Annotated in this window: 11 protein-coding genes, 1 pseudogene and 2 riboswitches; of the genes and pseudogenes, 6 read left to right on the forward strand and 6 right to left on the reverse strand. The window is 61.9% G+C overall.

What is annotated here, in order from left to right; translation table 11 throughout:
- Positions 1–20: 20 nt before the first annotated feature.
- Entirely contained in the window at positions 21–5,450 is a 5,430-nt protein-coding gene (locus tag BFP89_RS09645; protein WP_065885260.1) for an NEL-type E3 ubiquitin ligase domain-containing protein, read from the forward strand.
- Between the two features lie 16 nt (positions 5,451–5,466).
- Here the strand turns inward: BFP89_RS09645 and metH are convergent, their stop codons facing one another.
- A complete protein-coding gene (gene metH, locus BFP89_RS09650) occupies positions 5,467–9,177 on the reverse strand; it encodes a methionine synthase (RefSeq protein WP_065885261.1) in 3,711 nt (1,236 codons plus the stop codon).
- A 324-nt stretch (positions 9,178–9,501) separates the two neighbouring features.
- Between metH and BFP89_RS09655 the strand changes: the two are divergent.
- Positions 9,502–9,783 (forward strand): annotated as a pseudogene (locus BFP89_RS09655) (fatty acid cis/trans isomerase); the annotation flags it as partial.
- Between the two features lie 19 nt (positions 9,784–9,802).
- On the opposite strand, the gene BFP89_RS09660 reads toward BFP89_RS09655, so the two are convergent.
- On the reverse strand, positions 9,803–14,236 hold the full coding sequence (locus BFP89_RS09660; protein ID WP_065885263.1) for an SET domain-containing protein-lysine N-methyltransferase: 4,434 nt from the start codon (positions 14,234–14,236) through the stop codon (positions 9,803–9,805).
- Positions 14,237–14,435: 199 nt separating this feature from the next.
- On the opposite strand from BFP89_RS09660, the gene nfuA reads away from it, so the two are divergent.
- On the forward strand, positions 14,436–15,020 hold the full coding sequence (gene nfuA, locus BFP89_RS09665; protein ID WP_003190728.1) for a Fe-S biogenesis protein NfuA: 585 nt from the start codon (positions 14,436–14,438) through the stop codon (positions 15,018–15,020).
- Between the two features lie 259 nt (positions 15,021–15,279).
- On the opposite strand, the gene cobM is transcribed toward nfuA, so the two are convergent.
- The 4 genes from cobM to BFP89_RS09685 form a co-directional block, all read right to left on the reverse strand.
- Positions 15,280–16,026, reverse strand: coding sequence for a precorrin-4 C(11)-methyltransferase (gene cobM / locus BFP89_RS09670; RefSeq protein ID WP_065885264.1), 747 nt, complete (start codon positions 16,024–16,026; stop codon positions 15,280–15,282).
- Between the two features lie 70 nt (positions 16,027–16,096).
- Complete coding sequence (locus BFP89_RS09675; RefSeq protein WP_065885265.1) at positions 16,097–16,489, reverse strand: cobalamin biosynthesis protein; 393 nt, start codon at positions 16,487–16,489, stop codon at positions 16,097–16,099.
- Positions 16,486–17,190, reverse strand: a complete 705-nt coding sequence (locus tag BFP89_RS09680; RefSeq protein ID WP_065885266.1) for a CbtA family protein — start codon at positions 17,188–17,190, stop codon at positions 16,486–16,488. Before BFP89_RS09680 ends, BFP89_RS09675 begins: the two co-directional genes overlap by 4 nt.
- An 11-nt stretch (positions 17,191–17,201) precedes the next feature.
- Positions 17,202–17,390: a CbtB domain-containing protein gene (locus BFP89_RS09685; protein ID WP_065885267.1), complete on the reverse strand. Its 189-nt coding sequence runs from the start codon at positions 17,388–17,390 to the stop codon at positions 17,202–17,204.
- Between the two features lie 96 nt (positions 17,391–17,486).
- Positions 17,487–17,704, reverse strand: a riboswitch (cobalamin riboswitch).
- Positions 17,705–17,746: 42 nt separating this feature from the next.
- Positions 17,747–17,947, forward strand: a riboswitch (cobalamin riboswitch).
- Positions 17,948–18,039: 92 nt separating this feature from the next.
- Here BFP89_RS09685 and cobW point away from each other — a divergent pair.
- Genes cobW through BFP89_RS09700 form a run of 3 tightly spaced genes read left to right on the forward strand, consistent with a single transcriptional unit; the run spans position 18,040 to position 23,863 of the window.
- Entirely contained in the window at positions 18,040–19,101 is a 1,062-nt protein-coding gene (gene cobW / locus BFP89_RS09690; RefSeq protein WP_065885268.1) for a cobalamin biosynthesis protein CobW, read from the forward strand.
- 2 nt (positions 19,102–19,103) lie between these two features.
- Positions 19,104–22,865 carry a cobaltochelatase subunit CobN gene (cobN, locus tag BFP89_RS09695; RefSeq protein WP_065885269.1) on the forward strand — a complete coding sequence of 1,254 codons (3,762 nt, stop codon included), beginning with the start codon at positions 19,104–19,106 and terminating at the stop codon, positions 22,863–22,865.
- On the forward strand, positions 22,865–23,863 hold the full coding sequence (locus BFP89_RS09700) for an ATP-binding protein (RefSeq protein ID WP_065885270.1): 999 nt from the start codon (positions 22,865–22,867) through the stop codon (positions 23,861–23,863). Before cobN ends, BFP89_RS09700 begins: the two co-directional genes overlap by 1 nt.
- The last annotated feature ends 25 nt before the right edge of the window (positions 23,864–23,888 follow it).

Here is a 23,888-nt window from a genome sequence, read left to right on the forward strand (position 1 = left end):
CCCGCCTCTGGAAGCCGGATTTGACCGGCTATGAAAGCCCCGTGACGCTGGAGGCGGCGTCAGGGCCCAACGCGAGGGGCCAATACACGCTCGATGGCAAGACCTATGTTCGCCAGGGTGGTCAGGTTTATGAGCAGGTTTTCGATGAGTCGATCAAGCAGTGGCGGATCAAGCACCCGACCCGCTCCGAGGTGTACCAGCCGATTCTGCACAGCAACGGCCGGGGGGCCTGGCGTCATGCCCTTGAGCGACCTGCCGAGTGGGACCGCTTGACGCTGTTGCGGCGCATGGGGCATGAAACCGAAGCGTTTTCCGATACCGAGTTGCTCAAGATCGCGGGTGTCAGCGGGGTGAGCGACAGTGCTTTGCGTAAGATGCACACGGACCTCGCGGCTCCGCCGCCGGAACTGCTGGACGCCATGCGCCTGTTCAAGGCCGACGCAGACAGTTCGCAGGTGATCGCGCAGTTGCGGGGCAGTCAACCGATCGACGACCGTTATTTATTTGCCCTGCCTTTAGTCACCGAGATGCCACGTTGGCCAAGGACCCGGGTAATGGAGGTATTCGAAGGGCCTGAATTCGCTGGCGACTCGGTGAAGTATGGTTCTGGTCGCCTGGCGCATGGAGCGGTTAAGCAGGCGCCGATCCGGATCACCCGCGCCGATGTACTGGGCGGGAAATTGCCCTCGGTGATTCTGGCCGCGCTGGATGAAGCGCAGGTGACCCGTCTGCTGGGCGGCGAAGGTGCCCGCGTACGTGATCTGCGGCCGCAGGAGTTCAGCAAGCAACTCGCCGAGTATGCCCAGGCCCGCAAACCGGATATTTTTGACAGCATTTACGCGGGTACCGAGCCACCGGGCAGCCAGGTCAAACTGCTGCAACGTATCTGTCCCGGGCTCAGCGAAGCTGCCGCCGAGGACACCCTGGCCCACGCTTGCGCCCTTGACCTCAAACGTCTGGAAGCGACACGCCGCGCGCCTTTGACCATGCTCGAGGAAGCGCGCTGGTACGCGCTTCAAGGGCGACAGACGCGGGCGTATGCCGGTTTACGCAGCGAAACCATGGCCTCGGCGGACAGCCGTCGGCTGGCGCTGCACACCCTCGAGAAACTGCCCGGTTGGCCGGACACCTTGCGCCTGGAAGTACGCGAAGACACTGACAGTGGCGTGCTACTGGACAGCATTGGCAGTGATACGGCCCGAAACAAGAAGTACCTGGTGAAAAAAGGCCCGCGCTTCCAGGCGCTCAATGAGCGTGGAGAAGAACTCAACAGCCTGCCCACCCAGGGAGATAACTTTTATGCCTCGCTCATGCATGCCATGCCCGATGAGGTGCGTCAGGGCCTGGGTGTGCCGGATGTGAGTCAAAACGCGCTGCTGCGCGACAAGATCATCGAGTCCGCAGACCTTTATCGGAACCAGACAGTACGGCTGCTGGAGCCGCAGCGCACAGGGTTCAAACCGCCTGTACGGGTCAAGGACAAGTTGCTGGGCTATTACGCCAGCGGACGAGGTGCGGGCCTGGGCCCGAGCCTTGAGTCACGCGTGCAGGATCTGTATGGCTTGAGCGAGGAACCGGCCGCGGACTATATCCGACGCCTGCGAGCGCAGGGCAAGGACAGCAGGGCAATCTACAACTATCTGCGAAACCGTCAGAGTGAATACGACACGCTGGTGAAGACACTCGACGAGTGGGCCGGTACCCAGGGCGGCACGGCTGCCGGCTCTACCCTCTTCAATGAAAAAGCCCGCTTGGCACATCAGTTGAAGGAGGCCTGGCGGATGGAGCCGCTGGCAGGAAAGGTGGCTGGCGCCGATCGCTTGCATCTCTATATTGAAGAGCATCTGCCGCCCTTGACGGCCGATTTTTCCCATATTCGTGATTTGACAATACTCGGAAGGGCGATGAACGATGCTGCGGTTGACGCTTTCCTCGTGCGGTTTCCCGAAGTGCAGACGCTGTCGATTGGCGATATGTCCCAATCTTGGGGGTCGTTCTTCCAGACGGCCCGATCATCGCTGACGACACTGCCCCCGGCGGTCTCCAGGATGACCAGTCTCAAAAGCCTGACGTTCAGTTCGGCAGCGCAGCACCTGGCGCCGGAGTTTCTCCCAAGGCTCAATACCTTGACTTCGCTGGAGGCGTTGCATATCGAATACCGCGGCTTCTCCATGGACGCACTCAAACCCCTTGACGTGTCCGCGTTGACGCAGTTGCGACGGTTGAAAATCGACGCGCCTCTAGGCCTTTCCCAGTGGCCGACCAATGTCGAGAACCTGCCTCATCTGGAGCGTCTCGATTTGAGCCGTACCTCAATCGGCGCTCTGCCTGACACGCTGTATAGCGGGCATGAGCGACTGTGGGCGGGGCTGTCGATGGACTGGTCGAAGTTCACCCGGGAAACCTTCCGACCGGCGTTTGAGTACGTCAGCGCTTATCAGGGCGAGCTCGGGCACCTGGTTGATTTGCACCAGATGGTCAGTGGCTATGCCAAGGGGGAGCTGGCCTCCCTGAGTAGCAGTAGTGTTTTGGCTGACGCACTGAATGAAAAAATAATGGCCGCCGCGAAAACCCCAGAGGCACGGATGGCCCTGATTGACGGCCTTAGCGATCAGTACGCCCACATTTTCGAGACGTTCTACTACCCGCCGTTCAATAAGACCGGGCGGCAGATGAGGTTGCGGTCCGGGCGATGGCAGGAGGGACCGAGTGCGCATGTGCTGACCGAGCTTCAAGCCAATTGGTGGGAGGCGGTGGGTGAACGATATGGCATAGCGGGCAAGGCGTCAGTGCTCGAATTACCAGGACCGGTGTATCCACTGATGGGCTCTGGGGGGCAAGTGAGCACCGTTGAGCTGCCCCAGTTACCGGCAGCCAGTTTTGCTCATGTACGCACGTTACGCATGAACTGGGTGGGGGAAACGCCCGAGCAGACGCGCGCGTTCATCGGTACATTCAGCGGCGTGCAATCTTTGGAACTCAACGGGGTTGGCTTGACTGAAATACCCATTGATGCTGGCGATCTTCCCGGCTTGACCCGGCTCGACATGGCCGATAACAGCCTGGTAATGCCGGCACTGCAGGCACAGCTCAATGACCTGGGCAGCCTGGAACTGCTGGATTTGAGCCGTAGCAACACGCCGCTCGAAGGCCTCGATGTGAGCGCGTTGAGGCAGCTCAAGGCCCTGAATATGCGCGGTTCAACCTTGCAGACCTGGCCGAGCGGCGCAGAGAGTCTGCCGCAATTGGCCTGGCTGGACCTGCGGGACAATGCGCTGGTGACCTTGCCGCCCCAGGTGTTGGCCAACGATACGATCCTGATGAAAACCAACGTGGCGGGTAACCCCTTCAGTGCCTCGGGTGAGGCTGCGCTGGCGGCTGCGCGCGAGCGGGTCGAGAGCGCCCAGGGCTTACCGGCCGGCGCATTGGCAGGTTTTGAAGCGCAACATGTACAGCAGGTGTTTCCCCCGCAGGAAACAGCCATGACGATGACCCGTTATCTGTTGCCATTGCCTGAGCCGATTGCAGTGGCCGAAGGGGCTGAGGGGTTTGCCCCACGACTGCAGCAGATGAGCCCATCGGTGACTGAACAAAGCGCGCGGCAATGGTTCGAGAAACTGCGCGAGGGAGGCATGGATGACTCCCAAATCGATAGCCTGTTGACTGCCTGGCACGAGGAGTACAGGTCTTTGACGCGCCAGCTGAACGGCTGGCTGTATAAATGCGAATTGGCCGATACCGATCTCGCCGACTTCAGCCAGATGGCCGACCAACGTCGACGGATCGCGCTCGATATCGTTGAGTGCTGGCAAACCAATGTGTCAGCCGAAGACGGTTATGCGTTGAGCCTGCACGGCCTGCAAGCCCGTGACCTGCCCGCCCTGACGCTGCAGTTCAATAATGTGCATACGCTGAACTTAACCGGTGTGCAGTGCACCGTGTCGGGCGCCGAAGGTTTTCTCCACAGTTTCCCCGCGTTGCGCAAACTGATGCTCAGTGGTAACAGCCTTGACGCCGTTCCTGAATCCGTGGCGCGCATGACTCAGCTTGAGGAGCTGGAGCTGGCTTCCAATGCCATCAGCGATCCTCAGCCTTTGTATCGTCAAGTGGGGGGCGATCACTTGCGCCGGTTGGACCTGTCCAGGAATGACCTGCGCGAGTTCAGCACCGAGGCCTTCACTCGGCTTGAGCGCCTGGACCTTAGCCACAATCGCCTTGCAGACTGGCCAGCCGGCGCATTGGATACGCCGAGCCTGCGCACCCTGAACCTGTGCGGCAATCACCTGGAAGCATTTCCCGACGAATTGCTCGATGGCAGCCACGACGCACTGGTACAGGGCACCGACCTGTCCGAAAACGGGGCCCTTTCACGTGAAAGTTTCGAACGGCTAAGGGGGTATGGCACGGGCGATGTGATGGGGTGGAGCAGGAGCGAGATCGACGGATGGATTGAAGGGTTCGAGGGGGAAGCCCATGGGGATGACGACGGCGATGCTTACCAACCGCTGGAAGTTATTCTTGATCCGGTTGGGGATACAGGGGAGACGGTGTTGGCGTCGTGGCTGGCGCACTCGCCGCAGGACCTGGCCGCCTCCAGGCGGCAGTTGTGGCAGCAATTGGTCGATGAGCCGGGCCATGAGCGGTTTTTCCATCTGCTCGAACGACTGCGCGATACCGATGAGTACCGGTATGTGGCGGCTGATCTGACCCGGCGGGTATGGACGGTGATCGAGGCGGCTGCCGGCGATGCGCAGATGCGCGAGTTGTTGTTCGTGGCCTCTGAAACCCACGGCACCTGTATCGACGGACGCATCCTCACGTTCAGCTCAATGGAAGTGCTGGTGTTCGAATCGAATGTGCTGAGCGGGGTTGCGACGCTCGATTTGCAAACACGGGGCCAACGCCTGCTGGAATTGTCCCGGCGATTGTTCCGCTTGGACCGGGTGGATTCATTGGCCGAGACCAATGCCGCAGGGCTGGACCGGGCCGAAGTGAGGCTGCAATACCGCATCGGCATGACGCGTGGCTGGCCCGACGGGCTTGAGCTGCCGGGTCAACCCAGGCACATGACCTATGCTCGACCGATCAGCGGGCAGTTGGTGATCGATACCCGTGCCCGGGTACTTGCGGCCGAAGCGTCGGATGCGTTCTATGAAAGCCTGGTTGCCCGCGACTATTGGGTCAAATACCTGGAGCAGCGCTACCCCGATGAGTTTCAGACCCTGCAGAGCAATGCTGTCGCGGGTCATGAGGAGTTGGAGACCAAGTATGAGGACAGGAAGCCGAACACCGATAGCGAGAAGTCCTACTATGACGAACTGTTCGACTTGGCCGCTAAACGAACTCGCGCTCGGGTGAGTCTGCTGCAGGATTTGTCGCGCAGGGAGGTCCCGGCGTTACCACAGCCAGGCCCGGCGTCGCCACAGCCGGGTCCGTCGTCGCGGCAGTGACGAGCCGGGCGGGCCGTCAGTTGTCGTAGCCCAGGTTCGGCGCCAGCCAGCGCTCCGTCACGCTCAGGTCCTGGCCCTTGCGCGCGGTGTAGCTGGCAACCTGATCCTTGTCGACTTTGCCCACGGCAAAATACTGTGCCTGCGGGTGGGCAAAGTACCAGCCGCTGACTGCTGCTGCCGGGAACATCGCGTAGTGCTCGGTCAGGAACACGCCGCTGCGCCCGGCGTGCATTTCGCGGGCTTCGGGGTCCAGCAGCTGGAACAGCTGGGCTTTTTCAGTGTGATCCGGGCACGCCGGGTAGCCGGGGGCAGGGCGGATGCCGCTGTACTGCTCCTTGATCAGCGCGTCGTTGTCCAGTTGCTCGTCCCTGGCGTAGCCCCAATAATGCTTGCGCACTTGCTGGTGCAGCCATTCGGCGCAGGCTTCGGCGAGGCGGTCGGCGAGGGCCTTGACCATGATCGAGTTGTAGTCGTCGCCCGCGTCCTGGTAGGCCTTGGCCACTTCCTCGGCGCCGATGCCGGCGGTGGTGATAAAGCCACCGATGTAGTCGGTCACGCCGCTGTCCTTGGGCGCGACGAAGTCGGCCAGGGAGAAGTTCGGCTTGCCGTCGGTCTTGATGATCTGCTGGCGCAGGTGATGCAATTTGGCAATCGGCTGGCCGTCGTCACCGTAGACTTCCAGGTCATCGTCCTGCACCTGGTTGGTCGGCCAGAAACCGAACACGGCGCGGGCGCTGATGAGTTTTTCGTCGATCAGCTTCCTGAGCATTTCCCGGGCGTCGGCGTACAGCGCGGTGGCGGCTTCACCCACCACTTCGTCGTCAAGAATGCGCGGGAATTTGCCGGCCAGGTCCCAGGAGATGAAGAACGGTGTCCAGTCGATGTACTCGGCCAGGACGTTGAGGTCGATATTGTCCAGCACTTTGGCGCCGGTAAAGGTCGGCACCACCGGGGTGTAGCTGCTCCAGTCGAACTGCGGCTTCTTGGCGATGGCCGCCGGGTAGCTCAGGCGCTCGGTGCGGGCGCTGCGGTTGGAGGTGCGCTCGCGCACGTCGATGTATTCCAGGCGGGTCTTCTCGACGAAACCGGCCTTCAGTTCCTTGGACAGCAGCTGGGTGGCCACGCCCACGGCACGGGAGGCATCGGTGACGTAGATCACCGCGTCATTGCTGTACTTGGGCTCGATTTTCACCGCCGTATGCGCCTTGGAGGTGGTGGCGCCACCGATCATCAGCGGCAGGTGGAAGTCCTGGCGCTGCATCTCGCGGGCCACGTGCACCATCTCATCCAGGGACGGCGTGATCAGGCCGGACAGGCCGATAATGTCGCACTTCTGCTCTTTGGCGACCTGCAGGATCTTCTCCGCCGGCACCATCACGCCGAGGTCGACGATGTCATAGCCGTTGCACCCGAGCACCACGCCGACGATGTTCTTGCCGATGTCATGCACGTCGCCCTTGACCGTGGCCATCAGGATCTTGCCCTTGGCTTCCGGCTTGTCGCCTTTCTCCAGCTCGATGAACGGGATCAGGTGGGCCACGGCCTGTTTCATCACCCGGGCCGATTTCACCACTTGTGGCAGGAACATCTTGCCGGCGCCGAACAGGTCGCCAACGATGTTCATGCCCGACATCAGCGGGCCTTCGATCACTTCGATCGGGCGCGCAAACGACAGGCGCGACTCCTCGGTGTCCTCAACGATATGGGTAGTGATGCCCTTGACCAGCGCGTGTTCCAGGCGCTTGTTGACGTCCCAGCCGCGCCACTCTTCGGTCTCGGCTTCCTTGACGCTGCCGTCGCCCTTGTACTTGTCGGCAATGGCGAGCAGAGCGTCGGTGCCGTCCGGGGTGCGGTTGAGCACCACGTCTTCCACTGCATCGCGCAGCTCGGCGGGGATCTGGTCGTAGATCTCCAACTGGCCGGCGTTGACGATGCCCATGGTCAGGCCGTTGCGGATCGCATACAGCAGGAACACCGAGTGGATCGCCTCGCGCACCGGGTTGTTGCCGCGGAACGAGAACGACACGTTGGACACGCCACCGGAGGTCAGCGCATACGGCAGTTCGTCGCGGATATAGGCGCAGGCGTTGATGAAGTCGACGGCATAGTTGTTGTGCTCTTCGATGCCGGTGGCGACGGCGAAGATATTCGGGTCGAAGATGATGTCTTCCGGCGGGAAGCCGACTTCATTGACCAGGATGTCGTAGGAGCGCTTGCAGATTTCTTTCTTGCGCGCCTCGGTGTCGGCCTGGCCGGCTTCGTCGAACGCCATCACCACCACGGCGGCGCCATAGCGCTTGCACAGTTTGGCGTGGTGAATGAACTGCTCGACGCCTTCCTTCATGCTGATGGAGTTGACGATGCCCTTGCCCTGGATGCACTTGAGGCCGGCTTCGATCACTTCCCACTTGGAGGAGTCGATCATGATCGGCACGCGGGAGATGTCCGGCTCGCCGGCGATCAGATTGAGGAAGGTCACCATGGCCTTCTTCGAATCGAGCATGCCCTCGTCCATGTTGATGTCGATCACCTGGGCGCCGGCTTCCACCTGCTGCAGGGCGACTTCGAGGGCTTCGGTGTAGTTGTCTTCACGGATCAGACGGGCGAACTTGGCCGAGCCGGTGATGTTGGTGCGCTCGCCGACGTTGACGAATAGTGAGCTGCGATCAATGGTGAACGGCTCCAGGCCGGACAGGCGGCAGGCCTTGGGAATGTCCGGGATCGGCCGTGGTGCGTAGCCGGCCACGGCCTTGGCGATGGCTTCGATATGGCCCGGCGTGGTACCGCAGCAACCGCCGACGATATTCAGGAAACCGCTCTGGGCGAACTCTTCGATGACCTTGGCGGTTTCCGAGGGCAGTTCGTCGTACTCGCCGAATTCATTGGGCAGGCCGGCGTTCGGGTGGGCGGATACGTGAGTGTTGGCCTTGTTCGACAGCTCTTCCAGGTAGGGGCGCAGTTCGCTGGCACCGAGGGCGCAGTTCAAGCCGACCGAGATCGGCTTGGCGTGGGCCACGGAGTTCCAGAACGCTTCGGTAGTCTGGCCCGACAGGGTGCGGCCGGAGGCATCGGTGATGGTGCCGGAGATCATGATCGGCAGTTCGACGCCCAGTTCTTCGAACACGCCCTGCACGGCGAAGATCGCGGCCTTGGCGTTGAGCGTATCGAAGATGGTTTCGATCAGGATCAGGTCGGCGCCGCCTTCGATCAGGCCCTTGGTGGCCTCCGTGTAGTTTTCCACCAGTTCGTCGAAGGTCACGTTGCGGTAGCCGGGGTTGTTCACGTCCGGCGACAGCGAGCAGGTGCGGCTGGTGGGGCCGAGTACGCCAGCGACAAAGCGCGGCTTGGCCGGGTTCTCGAGGGTCTTGGCGTCGGCGATCCTGCGGGCCAGGCGTGCGCCTTCAACGTTCAGTTCATAGGCCAGCGCTTCCATGCCGTAGTCGGCCATGGAAATCCGCGTGGCGTTGAAGGTGTTGGTTTCGAGAATATCCGCACCCGCATCCAGATAGGCCTTTTCGATCCCACCGATCACATCGGGGCGGGTGAGTACCAGCAGATCGTTATTACCCTTGACGTCGCTCGGCCAGTCGGCGAAGCGTTTGCCACGGTAGTCCTGTTCCTCGAGCTTGTAGCTCTGGATCATCGTGCCCATGCCACCGTCCAGGATCAGGACGCGTTCCTTGAGGGCTTGGTGAAGGGCTTGCAGACGAGCGCTACGATCGGACATGGGACTACTCTGGTCAGGCATTTCGGGGGGGCGTGAATGATAACAAACCTGTGCCGGATTTGAGCATGCGGGGTTCTGCATGAATATCGCTCATGTTGCAGGCAGTCATGGCTAGGTAGAACCATCGCCACTTTCACTGCACGCCTTGAATCGGGACCGGATACATGTCACTTCGTGTAATTGTCAGCGCCGTTCTGGCCTTGATGGCCAGTACCGTGCAGGCAGAGGCTGTGCCGGTAAATCACCCCGCTTCGACGATTTCCTTCACCCGCGACATCCAACACCTGTACATCACCGATGCGCGCTGTCGCGGCCAGGCCACGCCGCTTTTGGCCATGCCTGGACACCGTAACTATCTACCCGGGTGTGCTCAGCAGCTACCCGAACTTCATGTTCAATATCCTGGCCCGGGAAGTGCCGGAATTTGTCACAGCGATGGAAAATGCCAGGGACGCCGAGCGCTTTGAGCAGATTGTCGACCGCTGGGGTATTCGTCGCAGTCATCCGCAGTTCTGGCAGTACTTCCATGACGTGTCGCAGTACATCCACGAAACCACGCCGGTGGAGGAGGGCGTATTGGACATGAATCGCTACGAGAACCTCTGACGCGGCGGCCGGGGGACGATCAGGGGCGATGGCCTTGGGGTTTTATGTACTTCCAGTAATCTTTCCCATAGTCCATCAGCAACTCCGTCCCCGCAGGAATATCCCTCCACGCGAGCAGGAACACCATGTACTTTCCTACATGCAAGGAACCCACGTTCTCGATGCCGACGTTGGGGATGCCCGGTACATTGACCGCGTTAACCAGGCTAAGGATATTGCTGTTGCCGTGACCGCTGATAAACGCGCCGTTGGTGTTTGTCCTGAATAGATAAGTACCGACGGCCTCTTTACTTTTTTCCATTATCTCGGCATCCATCGACGCCTTATTCAAGTGCAACTTGCCGGTGTAGGGGCCGAGGACGTCGAAGCGTTTGATATCGGTCCTGGCGACCACCGACAGACCCCGTTCCGGGCCCTCACCGAGCTTCTTGACCTCAAGCAATCGATCCAGCGTGCGATGGTGACTGCCTTCCCTGGCGATCCAGTCGCGAATGCTTTTGGTTGCAGCGCTCTTGACCTCCATATGTTGGTGGCCCATGAACTCATCAAAAAAATGATTGGCATCGGTGATCTTGATTTTCTCAGGTGCGCCTTCGAGCTCCCGGGTCAGGCTGTGCCGGACATCGTTCGGGTCCTGAAGGATCGGCGCGTTATTGTTGATTCTGTGATCGTAGGAAGCGGTGATAGACGTGGATCGGCGCCGTAAGGGGGGCGTATCGTTTTCCAGGCGCGGCCGCTTCGAACCGCCCGGCCGGGGCTCGGGCGGGGCTGGGCGTTTCCTGGCGATCGGTTCGTCGACGATGTCTCCCGAGCCGAAAACCCGCATTTCTCTTCCCGCGCGGGTCAGGCTGCCGTTGTCGTTGACATAGGTGCGCCAGATCAACGGGTTGAGATCGTTTGCTTGAACAAAGGTGGCCATGGAAGAGCTTGAATTATTGGAGTTGTAGAGGGTGTGCCACGCTTGCAGATGGGTGTGGTTCACCGGGGTGAACTGCCCGCCGCTGGCATGCCGGGCGAGTACCTTTCCGGCTGCCCGATAGCTGCCATCCAGGTTTACATACTCTGCAAAGGCCCTCGGGTCCAGGTTGTGGTCGGCGGCGAATCCCTCCAGGGTCAGCGTGTTGCGGTTTTTCTGGGAGGTCGTGCGCCAACTTTCCAGATGATCAAAGGTGACTTCCGTGCGCGCGGTGCCTGCTCGGTCCAGCATCGCGCGCCCACGACTCGCCAGGTTGTCGCCGGTATGTACAAACTGCCTGAATGCGTCGGGGTGCAGGTTGTAGGTCCTCACAAAGTCATCCATGGTTTTTTTCAGGGCGCTTTCACTGGCTTGCGTCCATTTCGTCAGGATCAGGGGCGTGACGAAGTCGGGCTTTTCCGGAGCGCCACCCGTGACTTTGATCTGGCTTGAATACCAGTGTCCCGGCTCCACGGACGATAGCGTGATCGACAGGTCCCGGTTTTTCCTGGGGTTGACCAACACCACGGAAAAACTGTTGTCGGCGCCGGCGGCGGTCTCCTGGATAAAACCGTAGGAGTTGTCCCGCACCTGATACACCGAGATCGTGCCTCTGTCATCGATATTGCAGATGAACCGTTGGTTGTACTCCGCACGGAAAAAGATCCCGCGGGAGTCGGGCTTGAGTCCGGCAATCCAGTGAGGGTCCACGGCGTACTTGCGGATCAGCGGGCTTGTGTTGCTGATAACCGTGACCGGCTCGCGAAAGCGTGGCCCGAAAACGCGGCTGGAGCCGGCGTCAATCAGCCGATAGTCCGGTGCTTCCAGGCTGCCGACATTGCGCATGGGGATGTTGGGGAAACCGTCCACCGTAAACAAGCGGTCGCCGGCCTGGCCCGGTGACCAGATGCGCGGGTCGACGGAGATCATGTGGCGAGCGGCGACACTCCCGTCGCGCAACTGCGCGAGCCCCTTGCTGGCCTGGCGCAGGGTTGCCGTGCCGAGTTTGATCAGGGCGAATCGACCCAGTTTCAATACCGCGGCCACGGCAGCCAGGGGGTTGAGTTCCTGCAACGTGGCGGTGATCAGCTTTCTGGTCAGCGCGGTGAAGCGCGGCAACGCAAGGCGGATGCCGGCCTTGCCCGCCTGGACCACTACGCGCGTGCAGCCGGCAATGTACTTGCCGATGGGCACACCGAACGACACGATATCGGTAAAAAGGCCGAGCCCACCTGACTCGATACGTTGAGGATCGCCTGAGGCCAGGTCGTCGATGGAGCCCCAGAACGGCACGAACATTTTTCCCCAGTAAGAAATGTCTTCAAGAAAGTCACGGCCGATATCCATGGTCCGTGAGGCTTTACGGGTTTTCTCCAGCAGGGTCTTTTCATCGCAAAAGAACAACTCACGCGCGATCATCTCAGCCAGTGCCTCAATCCTGGGGGATTGGCGGAAATTGGCGGCCCGTGACAGGGGTTGCCGAGGGGGCAGCGGCGGTGGGGCTTGTGGCGCTTGCTCATCCTGGGATGCGATGAGCGCCGGCATCACCTGCCCGACTTGCTCGACGATCAGGGTGGCTGTCTGGTCGGGCTCAGGCTTCACGGCGTCTTTATAAGCTTTCCAGTCAAATGGCAGTTCGGTACCTTTTCTGAAACTGCCTCGACTTGAGCGGGTGGCCCCGCCAACACGTTCGACTTTTACCTCGCCGCCCACCAACAGGGTTTTGAGGTCTTCGCGCACGCGAACAATGCCGGCGTTCGGAAATACCTCGATGTAGCGCAGGGTGTACGGATGGTCAGCGCTCGCCAGACGCAGGATAAACCCCGAGCGCCCGCGAACGGCGTCAGTGTTGTGCTTGTTTTCATGCTCGACCTGGACGTCATGCAGCGGTTGGCGTAACGAATACACCGTGATCTCGTCACGGTCGCTATTGCCCGGCCATAACGGCGCAAACTGCGCCAGCAAACCTGTTATCAGGGTTTTGTAGGCCGCTCTTGGGGTTTGCAGGTAGTCATTGAAAGCCTGGTCATACTCAGTGTCCGAGTTGAAACGAAAACGACTGGGTGGTTGCAGTACGAGGTTTTGCGTCGCCGTCACCGTCTCGCTTTCATGCTGCTCCAGGGCAGCCAATGCGTGTTCGATATCTTTGCTGGAGTGGCCGTTCCGGCTTACCGGCAGCAGGCCAGTGTTTACTGCCCAACTGAGCGTCGGTTGGATTTTTGCCGCAACCACCAGCGTTTGTTGTGCTGGTTCGTCGGCATACACACGAAGGAACTCACCTGGCAGATTGAGCAGTTGCTCGAACGTCATATGCCTTGATGAGCCCGGGGCGACCGACTCGGCCAGGATAAATCCGCTTTTGAAGTTGACCCATGCGCTGGAGGTACCGTAAGGCAATTCATCTGGAATGCCCTCAACCCATACTTCACTGGGAATATTGGCCTTGAGCACGCAGACGGCCAGGCGCGCCGTCGAGGCATTGAGGCGTAATGAGCGCTCATACTCCTTGTTCAACGACTGACGAATGAACCCATAGTTGACCGCCGGGGGGATGAACGCTTTGAGTTCGTTGTCGTTGAGTGAATGGGCGTCTGGCGTGATCGTCAGCCAGAGTGCGCGCCAGAGCAGTTTGACCGTGACGGCTTGCAGGCACGCTTGGCCATCGCTGGCGCCATACCAGTCCAGGGCCACGGCGATGGATTGGCCCAATGCCAGGTTTTCGGGGGTATTGAGGATCTGTTCCAGGAGTACGGTGGGGGTGGTGTCGAGTGCTGCTTGTTGCGCAGGGGTCAACCGCTGGGGGACGACTTGTGCGAACAACGACCGGGCATTGTCGCGCTCGAGGTCGCGCACGACTTGTTTGATGATTCTGTCATCCTCAGGCCCCAGCAAGTGTTCCAGGTCGCTGACATGGCCATCGTGACCCAGTTGGCAAAGCGCCCGATATTCCTGCAGGTAATATTGCACAGCTTTCCACTGGGCCAGGGTTGCTGGGGCGGCGGGTATGATTGCGTAATAGGCCAATACCAGATCAAGGCGCACAGAGCCGTCGCTTTTGACGCCGTTGCCGACTTTGCGGTAGACGTCCAGCAGGATGTCTATCTGGTTGGCCCAGTAGAGCGGCGCTTTGCGCAACACAACCGGATGACCGCCAATGTCGAACACTTCCGCCGGGTCAGGGATGGGTGATTTCGGCGTACTGAGCAGGTCGGACAGAAAGTCGTAAGGGAAATCGCCGAGCGGAGAGTGGTTGGGCGAGGGTTTTGCACTGAGGAACGCCTTGAAGTCGTCATCCTCTTCCAGGATTTTAAGCACGCGAACAGCGGCTTTGCATTCGCGGCCCAGTGCCGAGTCTGCTGGAGGGCAGTAGTAAGACTTCAGCGCGTTCTCAAGTGTCGGGCCCTGGATCAGGCTCGCCAGATGGTCCAGCAGGTGATCGAGGTCCGACAGGCGCGCAGGTGGGCTCTTGGACATGAGTCGGGAAAGTGTGGGCTTCATTAAGACCTCGCGAGTGAGCAATTAAGATCGCGATGTCATGCTAGAGAGATGTGCATCCTCGCAAGTGCTACATAGATAGGTATTGCTGAAGGACTCAGCAGGACGCGGCCCCCGGGATGCTTTTCCGACAAAAACACTCGGACTTTGTACCTGCGTAATAATTTGGCGTAAACTGCCGGCAAGCCTGTGAGGAGTTTCCATGACTGCCATAACCATTACCGACGCCGCCCACGATTACCTGGCTGACCTGCTGTCCAAGCAGAACACCCCGGGTATCGGTATCCGCGTCTTTATTACCCAGCCTGGTACCCAGTACGCCGAGACTTGCATTGCCTACTGCAAGCCTGGGGAAGAGAAGCCTGAAGACACCGCATTGGGGCTCAAGAGCTTCACCGCGTACATCGATGCCTTCAGCGAAGCCTTCCTTGACGATGCCGTGGTCGACTACGCCACTGATCGTATGGGTGGCCAATTGACCATCAAGGCGCCCAATGCCAAGGTGCCGAACGTCAACGCCGACAGCCCGGTCAACGAGCGTATCAACTACTACCTGCAAACCGAGATCAACCCGGGGCTGGCCAGCCACGGCGGCCAGGTGAGCCTGATCGATGTGGTGGATGACGGTATCGCCGTATTGAAGTTCGGCGGCGGTTGCCAGGGCTGCGGCCAGGCGGACGTGACCCTGCGTGAAGGCATCGAGCGCACCCTGCTCGAACGCATTCCCGAGCTCAAGGGTGTACGTGACGTGACCGACCACACGCAGAAAGAAAACGCCTACTACTGAGTAAGGTGTTCACTGCGACGAAAAAACGGCGCCCCGTGAGCGCCGTTTTTTTATGCTTGAAAAAACAAGGATCAAGTGTGGGAGGGAGCTTGCCCAAAATTGTAGGAGCGAGCTTGCTCGCGAAAAACTCACAGGCGCCGCGTTGATTCAGGGAGCGCGCGTTATCGTTGAGGTTTTTCGCGAGCAAGCTCGCTCCTACAGTTTTATTTGTTTTATTCATTTAAATCAGCGGATTGATTGGGTTTTGTGAAGTGGAAACTCAAGGTCGGTACAGGTGCGCATGCCCCGCCCGATACAGTGACGACTCACTGAACGTGTCACTGGCCAGCACTCGACCCACCACAATCAACGCGGTACGCCGAAACCCCTTGGCCGCGACTTTTTCGGCGATATCCGCCAATGTTCCCACCACCCAATCCTGATCCGGCCAGGTCGCGCGGTGCACCACGGCGATCGGGCAATCGGCGCCATAGTGCGGCAGCAGCTCGGCGACGATCTTCTCCAGGTGATTGACTCCCAGGTGAATCGCCATGGTCGTGCCGTGGCGGGCCAGGCTGTCGAAGTCCTCGCCGGCAGGCATGCTGGTTTTATCGGCATAGCGGGTCAGGATCACGCTCTGGGCGATGTCCGGCAGGGTCAGCTCGGTTTCCAGCAGCGCCGCGCAGGCCGCCACTGCGGTGACGCCGGGAATGATCTGGAAGGGGATGCCCAGCTCACGCAAATGGCGAATCTGCTCGCCAATCGCCCCATACAGGCTTGGGTCGCCGGAGTGCACGCGCGCCACATCCTGGCCTTGCGCATGGGCGGCCTTGATCAAGTCGATGATCTGTTCCAGGTGCAGCTCGGCGCTGTTGACCACCTGGTGCGCCTGATGACCTTCGAGCACCGCCGCAGGCACCAGCGAGCCGGCGTAGATGATCACCGGGCAACTGCGGATCAGCCGCTGGCCCTTGACGGTAATCAGTTCCGGGTCGCCGGGGCCGGCGCCGATGAAGTAGACGGTCATGGGGAATTCCTGTTGTAAAACGGGCGAGCATGAAAGTTGCTCATGATCGAGAGCGGCAATTATCGGGATTTTAACCGGCGCAGGCTAATGCAAAGGTAGCCTGGGCGGTTTTCCTGCGGGTAATCAGCAGGCGGGCCGGGCCGTGGGCGAGTTGTTCGGCCAGGGCCAGCGCGGCGCTTTCGGCGATGCCGTAACAGCCGGTATGGCTGAACGCGACGGCTGATTTGTGGCTCAGCCGATGTTCATAGCCCGCCAGCTCTTCGGCGCTGAAACACTGCAAGGGCAGGTTCAGCAACCGGGCCAGGGCCAGCAACCCTGGCTCAGCCTGTTTGCGATCAATGCTCGCCAGCGCGGTAATGCGCTGGCGTTCAATGCCACTCTCGGCGAGGGCGCTATCAAGGAGCTCCAGCAGGGTGCGCACGTCACAACCGCGCTGGCAACCCAGGCCGACGACGAGGGTCATGCCGCGTAGTGTTCATCGCGGTTACGGCGAAACAGCCAGGCACTGATCAAGCCAAGGGCCAGCCAGAACGCCACATTGGTCAACTGCGATGCGATCTTGAACTGGGCTTCGAGGGCCTCCGGGGCCAGCATGGCGTGGACTTCCGGCTGCGGAGCGCCGATTAGGTGGGGTACGGCAAGGATCGCCACACCCAGCACTTTGAGCAACCCGCCGCGACCGAACACCAGCAAGGCAATACCGGCAGCGGTAGACGCAGCCGTGCCGATCCACCAGATCTGCCGTTGCGCCAGATCAGCGGCGGCGGTGCCCGGCAGCTCGGGCGGCAGGCCCAGGGTCGGCGCGAGTACGAAGGTGGCATAACCGGCCAGGCCCCACAGCAGCCCTTGAGCTGTGCGGGTCGGAGCGCGCAGGGTGTACAGGCCGGCCAGCATCAGCGCAAACCCGACCGCCACGACCAGGTTGCCACCGGTGGTCGACAGCACGCGCTGCCAGCCATCTTCCGGCTCCCAGGCTTCGGCGTCATGGGTGTGGGCAGCAGCCCCTGCGGCATGTTCATGGGGCACTTCGGCCACGGCTGGAGCCTTTTCAAAAGTCTCCGCCTGCAAAATCAATGGCGCGACCCACAGGCTTTGCAGCAGGGTCAGCAGCAGGGCGGCCAGCAAGCCGGTGAAGCCTGCGGTCTGGGCAATACGCTTGATCATGTCGGCAGGTCTCAGTGGCACGGAAACGCGGCGCTGTGGCGGGTATCGTGGGCCGCATTGTGCACGGCCTCGATATGGGAGAAACCGGCGAAATACACCAGGCACGCGCCAAGGATCGACGCACCGATAGCGGCGGTCAGGCGTTGGCTCAAGGTGGCAGTGCCGCTGGCTGCGGGCGAAGTGCTGCTGATGATCGACATGGCGCGTCCCTTTCAAGTGTCAGGGTGAAACGAGCGCATGCAAACCCCACGCGCCGGGCACGCAGGGTTTCGAACAGCGCCCGCCCACCGCGGGTTTGTTATCTGATTTTTTCGGGCCGGTCTCCGGGCTTGCGAGGGGCGCTCTTGAACAAAGAGTGGGCCTTATCAAGCATCTCCTTCCCATGCACAGGCACAGTGGATTTGACGCTTCGCTCGCTTACCGTTGCGGGGGCAGCACCGGACTTGCCATGGGTCTATGGCGCACCGGTTTCCCGTTTCACCCTGTGAAGGGCACCCGAAACAAGATGAGTAGGAGAGCATGGGCCGGGGACGGTAGTCAAATGCCGCGAGCCCCTGTAGCCTTGCACATTCGAGGTTCTTCGGCTGCGGCCGAAGCTAAGAAGGGAACGCGGTTCAAGCCGCGGCTGCCCCCGCAACTGTGAAGGGTTCAGTTGACTGCCACGCCACTGCCGAGACGGCGGGAAGGCGCAGTCAGCATGGGTCGCAAGACCTGCACGCCCCAAGCCAGGAGACCTGCCTCGTCACTGATTTTTCAATTCAACCGGGCGGGGTGATCCGGTGACGAAATCCGCTGCTGCGCGTCGCCGCAGGGCCTGTCGTCCCGTATGCCCGCCCCAAAGGGCATCCGATGAAAACACTGGCCAAACTCCCCGTCACCATCGTTACCGGCTTTCTCGGCTCGGGTAAAACCACCTTGCTGCGCCATATGCTCGACAACGCCCAGGGCCGTCGCATTGCCGTGATCGTCAACGAGTTCGGCGAGCTGGGCATTGACGGTGAAATCCTCAAGCAGTGCTCCATCGGATGCACCGAAGAAGAAGCCAACGGCCGCGTCTACGAGCTGGCCAACGGCTGCCTGTGCTGCACCGTGCAGGAAGAGTTCTTCCCGGTGATGCGCGAGCTGGTCGCCCGTCGCGGCGACCTTGACCACATTCTCATCGAAACCTCGGGCCTGGCCCTGCCAAAACCGCTGGTACAGGCTTTCCAGTGGCCGGAAATCCGCAGCGCCTGCACCGTCGACGCGGTGATCACCGTGGTCGACAGCCCGGCCGTGGCCGCCGGTACCTTCGCCGCGTTCCCCGACCAGGTCGATGCCCAGCGCAAGCTCGACCCGAACCTGGACCACGAGTCGCCGTTGCACGAGCTGTTCGCCGACCAATTGGCCAGTGCCGACCTGGTGATCCTCAACAAAGCCGACCTGATCAGCGCCGAAGACCTGGCCCGCGTGCGCTTGGAAGTGGCTGAAGAGCTGCCGCCGGCGGTGAAGATCATCGAAGCCAGCAGCGGTCGCGTGCCGTTGGACGTGCTGATTGGCCTGGGCGCCGGCTCCGAGGAGCACATCGACGCGCGCCACAGCCATCATGATCAGCACCACGACGGTGAGGACGACCACGATCACGATGCCTTCGACTCCATTTCCATCGACCTGCCGCAAGCCGATGAAGCCCTGTTGCTCGACGCCTTGACCCAATTGGTGGTGCAGCACGGCATCCTGCGCGTCAAAGGTTTCGCCGCAATCCCGAACAAGCCGATGCGCCTGCTGATCCAGGGCGTGGGCACGCGCTTCGACAAGCACTTCGACCGTGCCTGGGGCGTGGAAGAAGCACGCACCACGCGCCTGGTGCTGATCGGCCAGGAACTGGATGCCGCCGGCCTTGAAGCGCAACTGCGCGCCGCCCTCAGCGTTTAACCATGCACCTGCTCAGGACCCAACCCGGTGGCTTCGTCGCGGACGACAATATCGCCGACCTTGGCCAAACCCCCGCCGAGCTGGTGATCCTGTGCAGCGGCGATTCCAGCCTGGCGCTGCTCGCCGAAGCGGCGCAGCAGTTGCCCGAGGATTACCCCAGCCTGCGCCTGGCCAACCCGATGCAGGTGCAGAACCATGCCTCGGTCGACCTGTACGTCGATGAGGTGCTGCGTCACGCCAGGGTCATCCTGATTTCCCTGCATGGCGGCATCGGTTATTGGCGCTACGGCATCGAGCGCCTGGTGGAACTGGCCGGGCGCGGCGTCACGCTGATCCTGGTGCCGGGGGATGATCGTCCGGACCCGGAACTCAGCGGCCTGAGCACCGTCGCTGCCGAACAGCGTGAGCGTCTGTGGCACTTTCTGCGCCAGGGTGGCCTGGGCAATGCGCTGGACTTTTATCGCTGCCTGGCCAGTGCCCATCTGGGCCGCGACTACGCCTGGGCCGAACCGCAAGCCTTGCCGCGTACGGCGATCTATCACCCGCACACCGCCAATGCCCGCCTCAATGACTGGCAGGCGCAGTGGCACGCCGACTTCCCCGTTGCGGCGGTGCTGTTCTACCGCTCGCACTTGCAGGCGGCCAATACCGGGTTTATCGATGTGTTCTGCCAGCGCTTGCAGGCCGCGGGCCTGAATCCGTTGCCCATCGCAGTGGCCAGTTTGAAAGAGCCCGGTTGCCTCGCGGTGGTGGAGGACCTGTTGGACGACGTGCAAGCCGCAGTGATACTCAACACCACAGGCTTTGCCCAATCCAGCCCGGAAGCACCGCACCTGCGACCGTTTCGGCGCAATATCCCGGTGATCCAGGCGATCTGCGCCCAGGATAACCAACCCGGCTGGGAGGCCAGCGCACAGGGGCTCGGCCCCCGCGACCTGGCGATGCACATTGCCTTGCCGGAGCTGGACGGGCGCATCATCAGCCGGCCGATCAGCTTCAAGGACCTGGCCTGGCGCAGTGAGCGCAGCCAGTCGGACGTGGTGTGCTACCGCGCGGCGCCCGAGCGCATGGATTTTGTCGCCGAACTGGCGCGCCGCTGGGTCGAGCTGGCGCGGCTGCCGAATGCGCACAAGCGTGTGGCGCTGATCCTGGCCAATTATCCAACCCGCGACGGCCGTATCGGCAACGGCGTGGGCCTGGATACGCCGGCGGCAGCGCTGAACATCCTGCGTGCGTTGCAAGCCGAAGGGTACCCGGTGCCGTCCACCTTGCCGGACAGCGGCACCGCTTTGATCCACGCCTTGCTGGGCGGCGTCACCAACGACCTGGACAGCCTCGACCTGCGCCCGTGCCATCAAAGCCTGGGCCTGGACGACTATGACGCAATGTTCCAGCGCCTGCCCGAGGCCAATCGTCAAGCTGTGCTGGAGCGCTGGGGCGCGCCGCATCAGGACCCGATGTGCCGCGACGGCCGCCTGATGATCGCCGGCCTGCGCCTGGACCAGACCTTCGTCGGCATTCAACCGGCGCGCGGTTATCAGGTTGATCAGAGCGCGGTGTATCACGACCCTGACCTGGTCCCGCCCCACGGCTATCTGGCGTTCTACTTCTGGCTGCGCCAGACCTATGGCGCCCACGCGCTGATTCATGTGGGCAAGCACGGTAACCTCGAATGGCTGCCGGGCAAGGGCGTGGGCCTGTCGGAAAACTGCTGGCCGGACGTGCTGCTCGGCCCGCTGCCGAATATCTACCCGTTTATCGTCAATGACCCGGGCGAGGGCGCCCAGGCCAAGCGGCGCACCCAGGCGGTGATCATCGACCACCTGATGCCGCCCCTGACCCGCGCCGAAACCTACGGCCCGCTACGCGACCTGGAATTGCTGGCCGACGAATATTACGAAGCGCAGTTGCTCGACCCGCGACGCGCGCTGGAATTGCAGAAAGACATCCTCAAGCTGGTGCGCGAAACCCGTATCGACCAGGAACTCGAGCTGGACGGCGAGGCCGATGCCGACATCTGGTTACCGCGCCTGGACACCTACCTGTGTGACCTGAAGGAATCACAGATCCGCGACGGCCTGCATATCTTTGGCGAGTCGCCGGCGGGGCGCTTGCGTATCGATACCTTGCTGGCCCTGCTGCGTATTCCCCGTGGCGATGGCCGTGGCGCGCAATCGAGCCTGTTGCGGGTGCTGGCCAAGGCGTTCGAGCTGGGTTTCGATCCGCTGGACTGCGCGCTCGCAGAACCGTGGACCGGGCGGCAGCCTGAGGTGTTGCGCAAGCTCGACGCACAGCTGTGGCGCACCGCCGGTGACACCCGCGAGCGCCTGGAGCTCTACGCGACGCGCTTGATCGAGCAGGCGCTGGAGGGGCCGCTGGAGCAGTTGGAGGAAGCCGGCTGGGAAGAGGTGAAGGCGGTGGTCGAGAGCCTGCGCATTGTTGTGGCGCCGCGCCTGGATGCCTGCGGCCCGGCAGAAATGCGCGGCCTGCTGGATGCCCTGGGCGGTCGCTTTGTGCCGGCCGGTGCCAGTGGCGCGCCGAGTCGCGGCCGCCTGGATGTATTGCCCACCGGGCGTAATTTCTTCACCGTGGATGTGCGCAACCTGCCGACCACCACGGCCTGGCGCATCGGTTTCCAGTCGGCCAGTCTGTTGCTTGAGCGGCACCTGCAGGACCACGGCGACCATCTGCGCCAGCTGGGCCTGTCGGTGTGGGGCACTGCCACCATGCGCACCGGTGGCGACGACATCGCCCAGGCCATGGCGCTGATGGGCGTGCGCCCGGTATGGGCCACCGGCAGCCAGCGCGTGGACGACTTCGAGATTCTGCCGATCAGCCTGTTGGATCGTCCGCGTGTCGACGTGACGCTGCGCGTCTCCGGTTTCTTTCGCGATGCGTTCGCCAATCTGATCCGCCTGTTCGATGCGGCGGTGCAAGCGGTGGCGGCCCTGGACGAGCCGGATGACATGAACCCGCTGGCCGCCAAGGTGCGCAGCGAGCGCCAGGCGTTGCTTGAGTCGGGCCTTGACGAGGCGGCCGCCGCGAAACAGGCCGGCTGGCGCATTTTCGGCGCCAAGCCAGGCGCCTATGGCGCGGGCGTGCAGGGCGCAATTGACGGTCGCCTGTGGCAAAGCCGCGAGGACCTGGCCGAGGTTTACCTCAACTGGGGTGGCTACGCCTATGGCGGCGCCGACGAGGGCACCGCCGCCCGTGGGCAATTCGCCCAGCGCTTGAGCCAGGTGCAGGCGGTGTTGCAGAACCAGGACAATCGCGAACACGATGTGCTCGACTCCAACGATTACTACCAATTCCAGGGCGGCATGCTCGCCGCCGTGGAAACCCTGAGCGGCGACAAGGCCGCCAGCTATCATGGCGATCACAGCCAGCCGGACCTGCCGAAAATCCGCACCTTGAAGGAAGAGCTCAATCGGGTGGTGCGCTCCCGTGCGGCCAACCCGAAGTGGATCGAAGGTGTGAAGCGTCATGGCTATAAAGGCGCGTTTGAAATGGCCGCGACCGTGGACAACCTGTTCGCCTTCGACGCCACCACCGCGTTGATCGATGATCACCAATACGCGCTGCTCGCCGACGCCTACCTGCTTGACCCTGACACCCGCGCGTTTGTGCAGCAGCACAACCCCGACGCCCTGCGCGACATGACCGAGCGCATGCTCGAAGCCCAGCAGCGCGGCATGTGGCAAGAGCCCGGCGCTTACCGCGAAGCGTTGGAAAACCTGTTGCTGGATATGGAAGAAGACAGCTGATGACCGATATTGCGCATTTCCCGCTGGCCGCCGTGGTCGGCGCCGATGAGCTGAAACTGGCGCTGTGCCTGAACGCGATCGATCCCAGGATCGGCGGTGTGCTGATCGAAGGCCCGCGCGGCATGGCCAAGTCCACCCTGGCCCGTGGCCTGGCGGACCTGCTCGCCAGCGGGCAGTTTGTCACCTTGCCCCTGGGCGCGACCGAGGAGCGCCTGGTCGGCACCCTGGACCTGGACGCCGCGCTCGGCGAGGGCCGTGCACAATTTTCCCCTGGCGTGCTGGCCAAAGCCGATGGTGGCGTGTTGTACGTTGATGAAGTCAACCTGCTGCCTGATCATTTGGTCGATCTGTTGCTCGATGTGGCCGCCAGCGGCACCAACCTGATCGAACGTGATGGCATCTCCCATCGGCATGCGGCGCGTTTTGTGCTGATCGGCACGATGAACCCGGAAGAGGGGGAGTTGCGCCCGCAGTTGCTCGACCGTTTTGGTTTCAATGTGGCCTTGAGCGGGCAGACGGTGCCGGCCGAGCGCGGGCAGATTATCCGTCGTCGCCTGGATTTCGACAGTGACCCCGTCGCGTTCTGTGAACAGTGGGCCGAGCCGCAAGCCGCTTTGCGTGAGCGCTGCATTCAGGCGCGCGTACGCCTGGACAGTATCGAGCTGGATGACCAGGCCCTGGCGCAGATCACCCAGCGTTGCTTTGCCGCAGGCGTGGACGGGATGCGCGCCGACCTCGTGTGGCTGCGCGGGGCCAGGGCCCATGCGGCCTGGCGCGGGGCCGACGCTATCGCCGAGGAAGATATAGACGCGGTCGCGGAATTTGCCTTGCGTCATCGACGCCAGGAGCAGGCACCTGCGGCCAGTCCGCCCAGCCCGAGCCAAGCCCCGCAACCCTCGGACCCCTCGCCGGGCCAGGGCCAATGGGGCGATATGCCCGCGCCAGCGCTGCCCACCGGCCCGCGCCGCGATGTGCCCGCCTGGCCAAAAAAGCCCTAGGCATTCGCCCTCGACCTGACGCGGG

It is taken from the genome of Pseudomonas sp. 31 R 17 (assembly GCF_900004915.1).
GTDB classification, from domain to species: Bacteria; Pseudomonadota; Gammaproteobacteria; order Pseudomonadales; family Pseudomonadaceae; genus Aquipseudomonas; species Aquipseudomonas orientalis_A.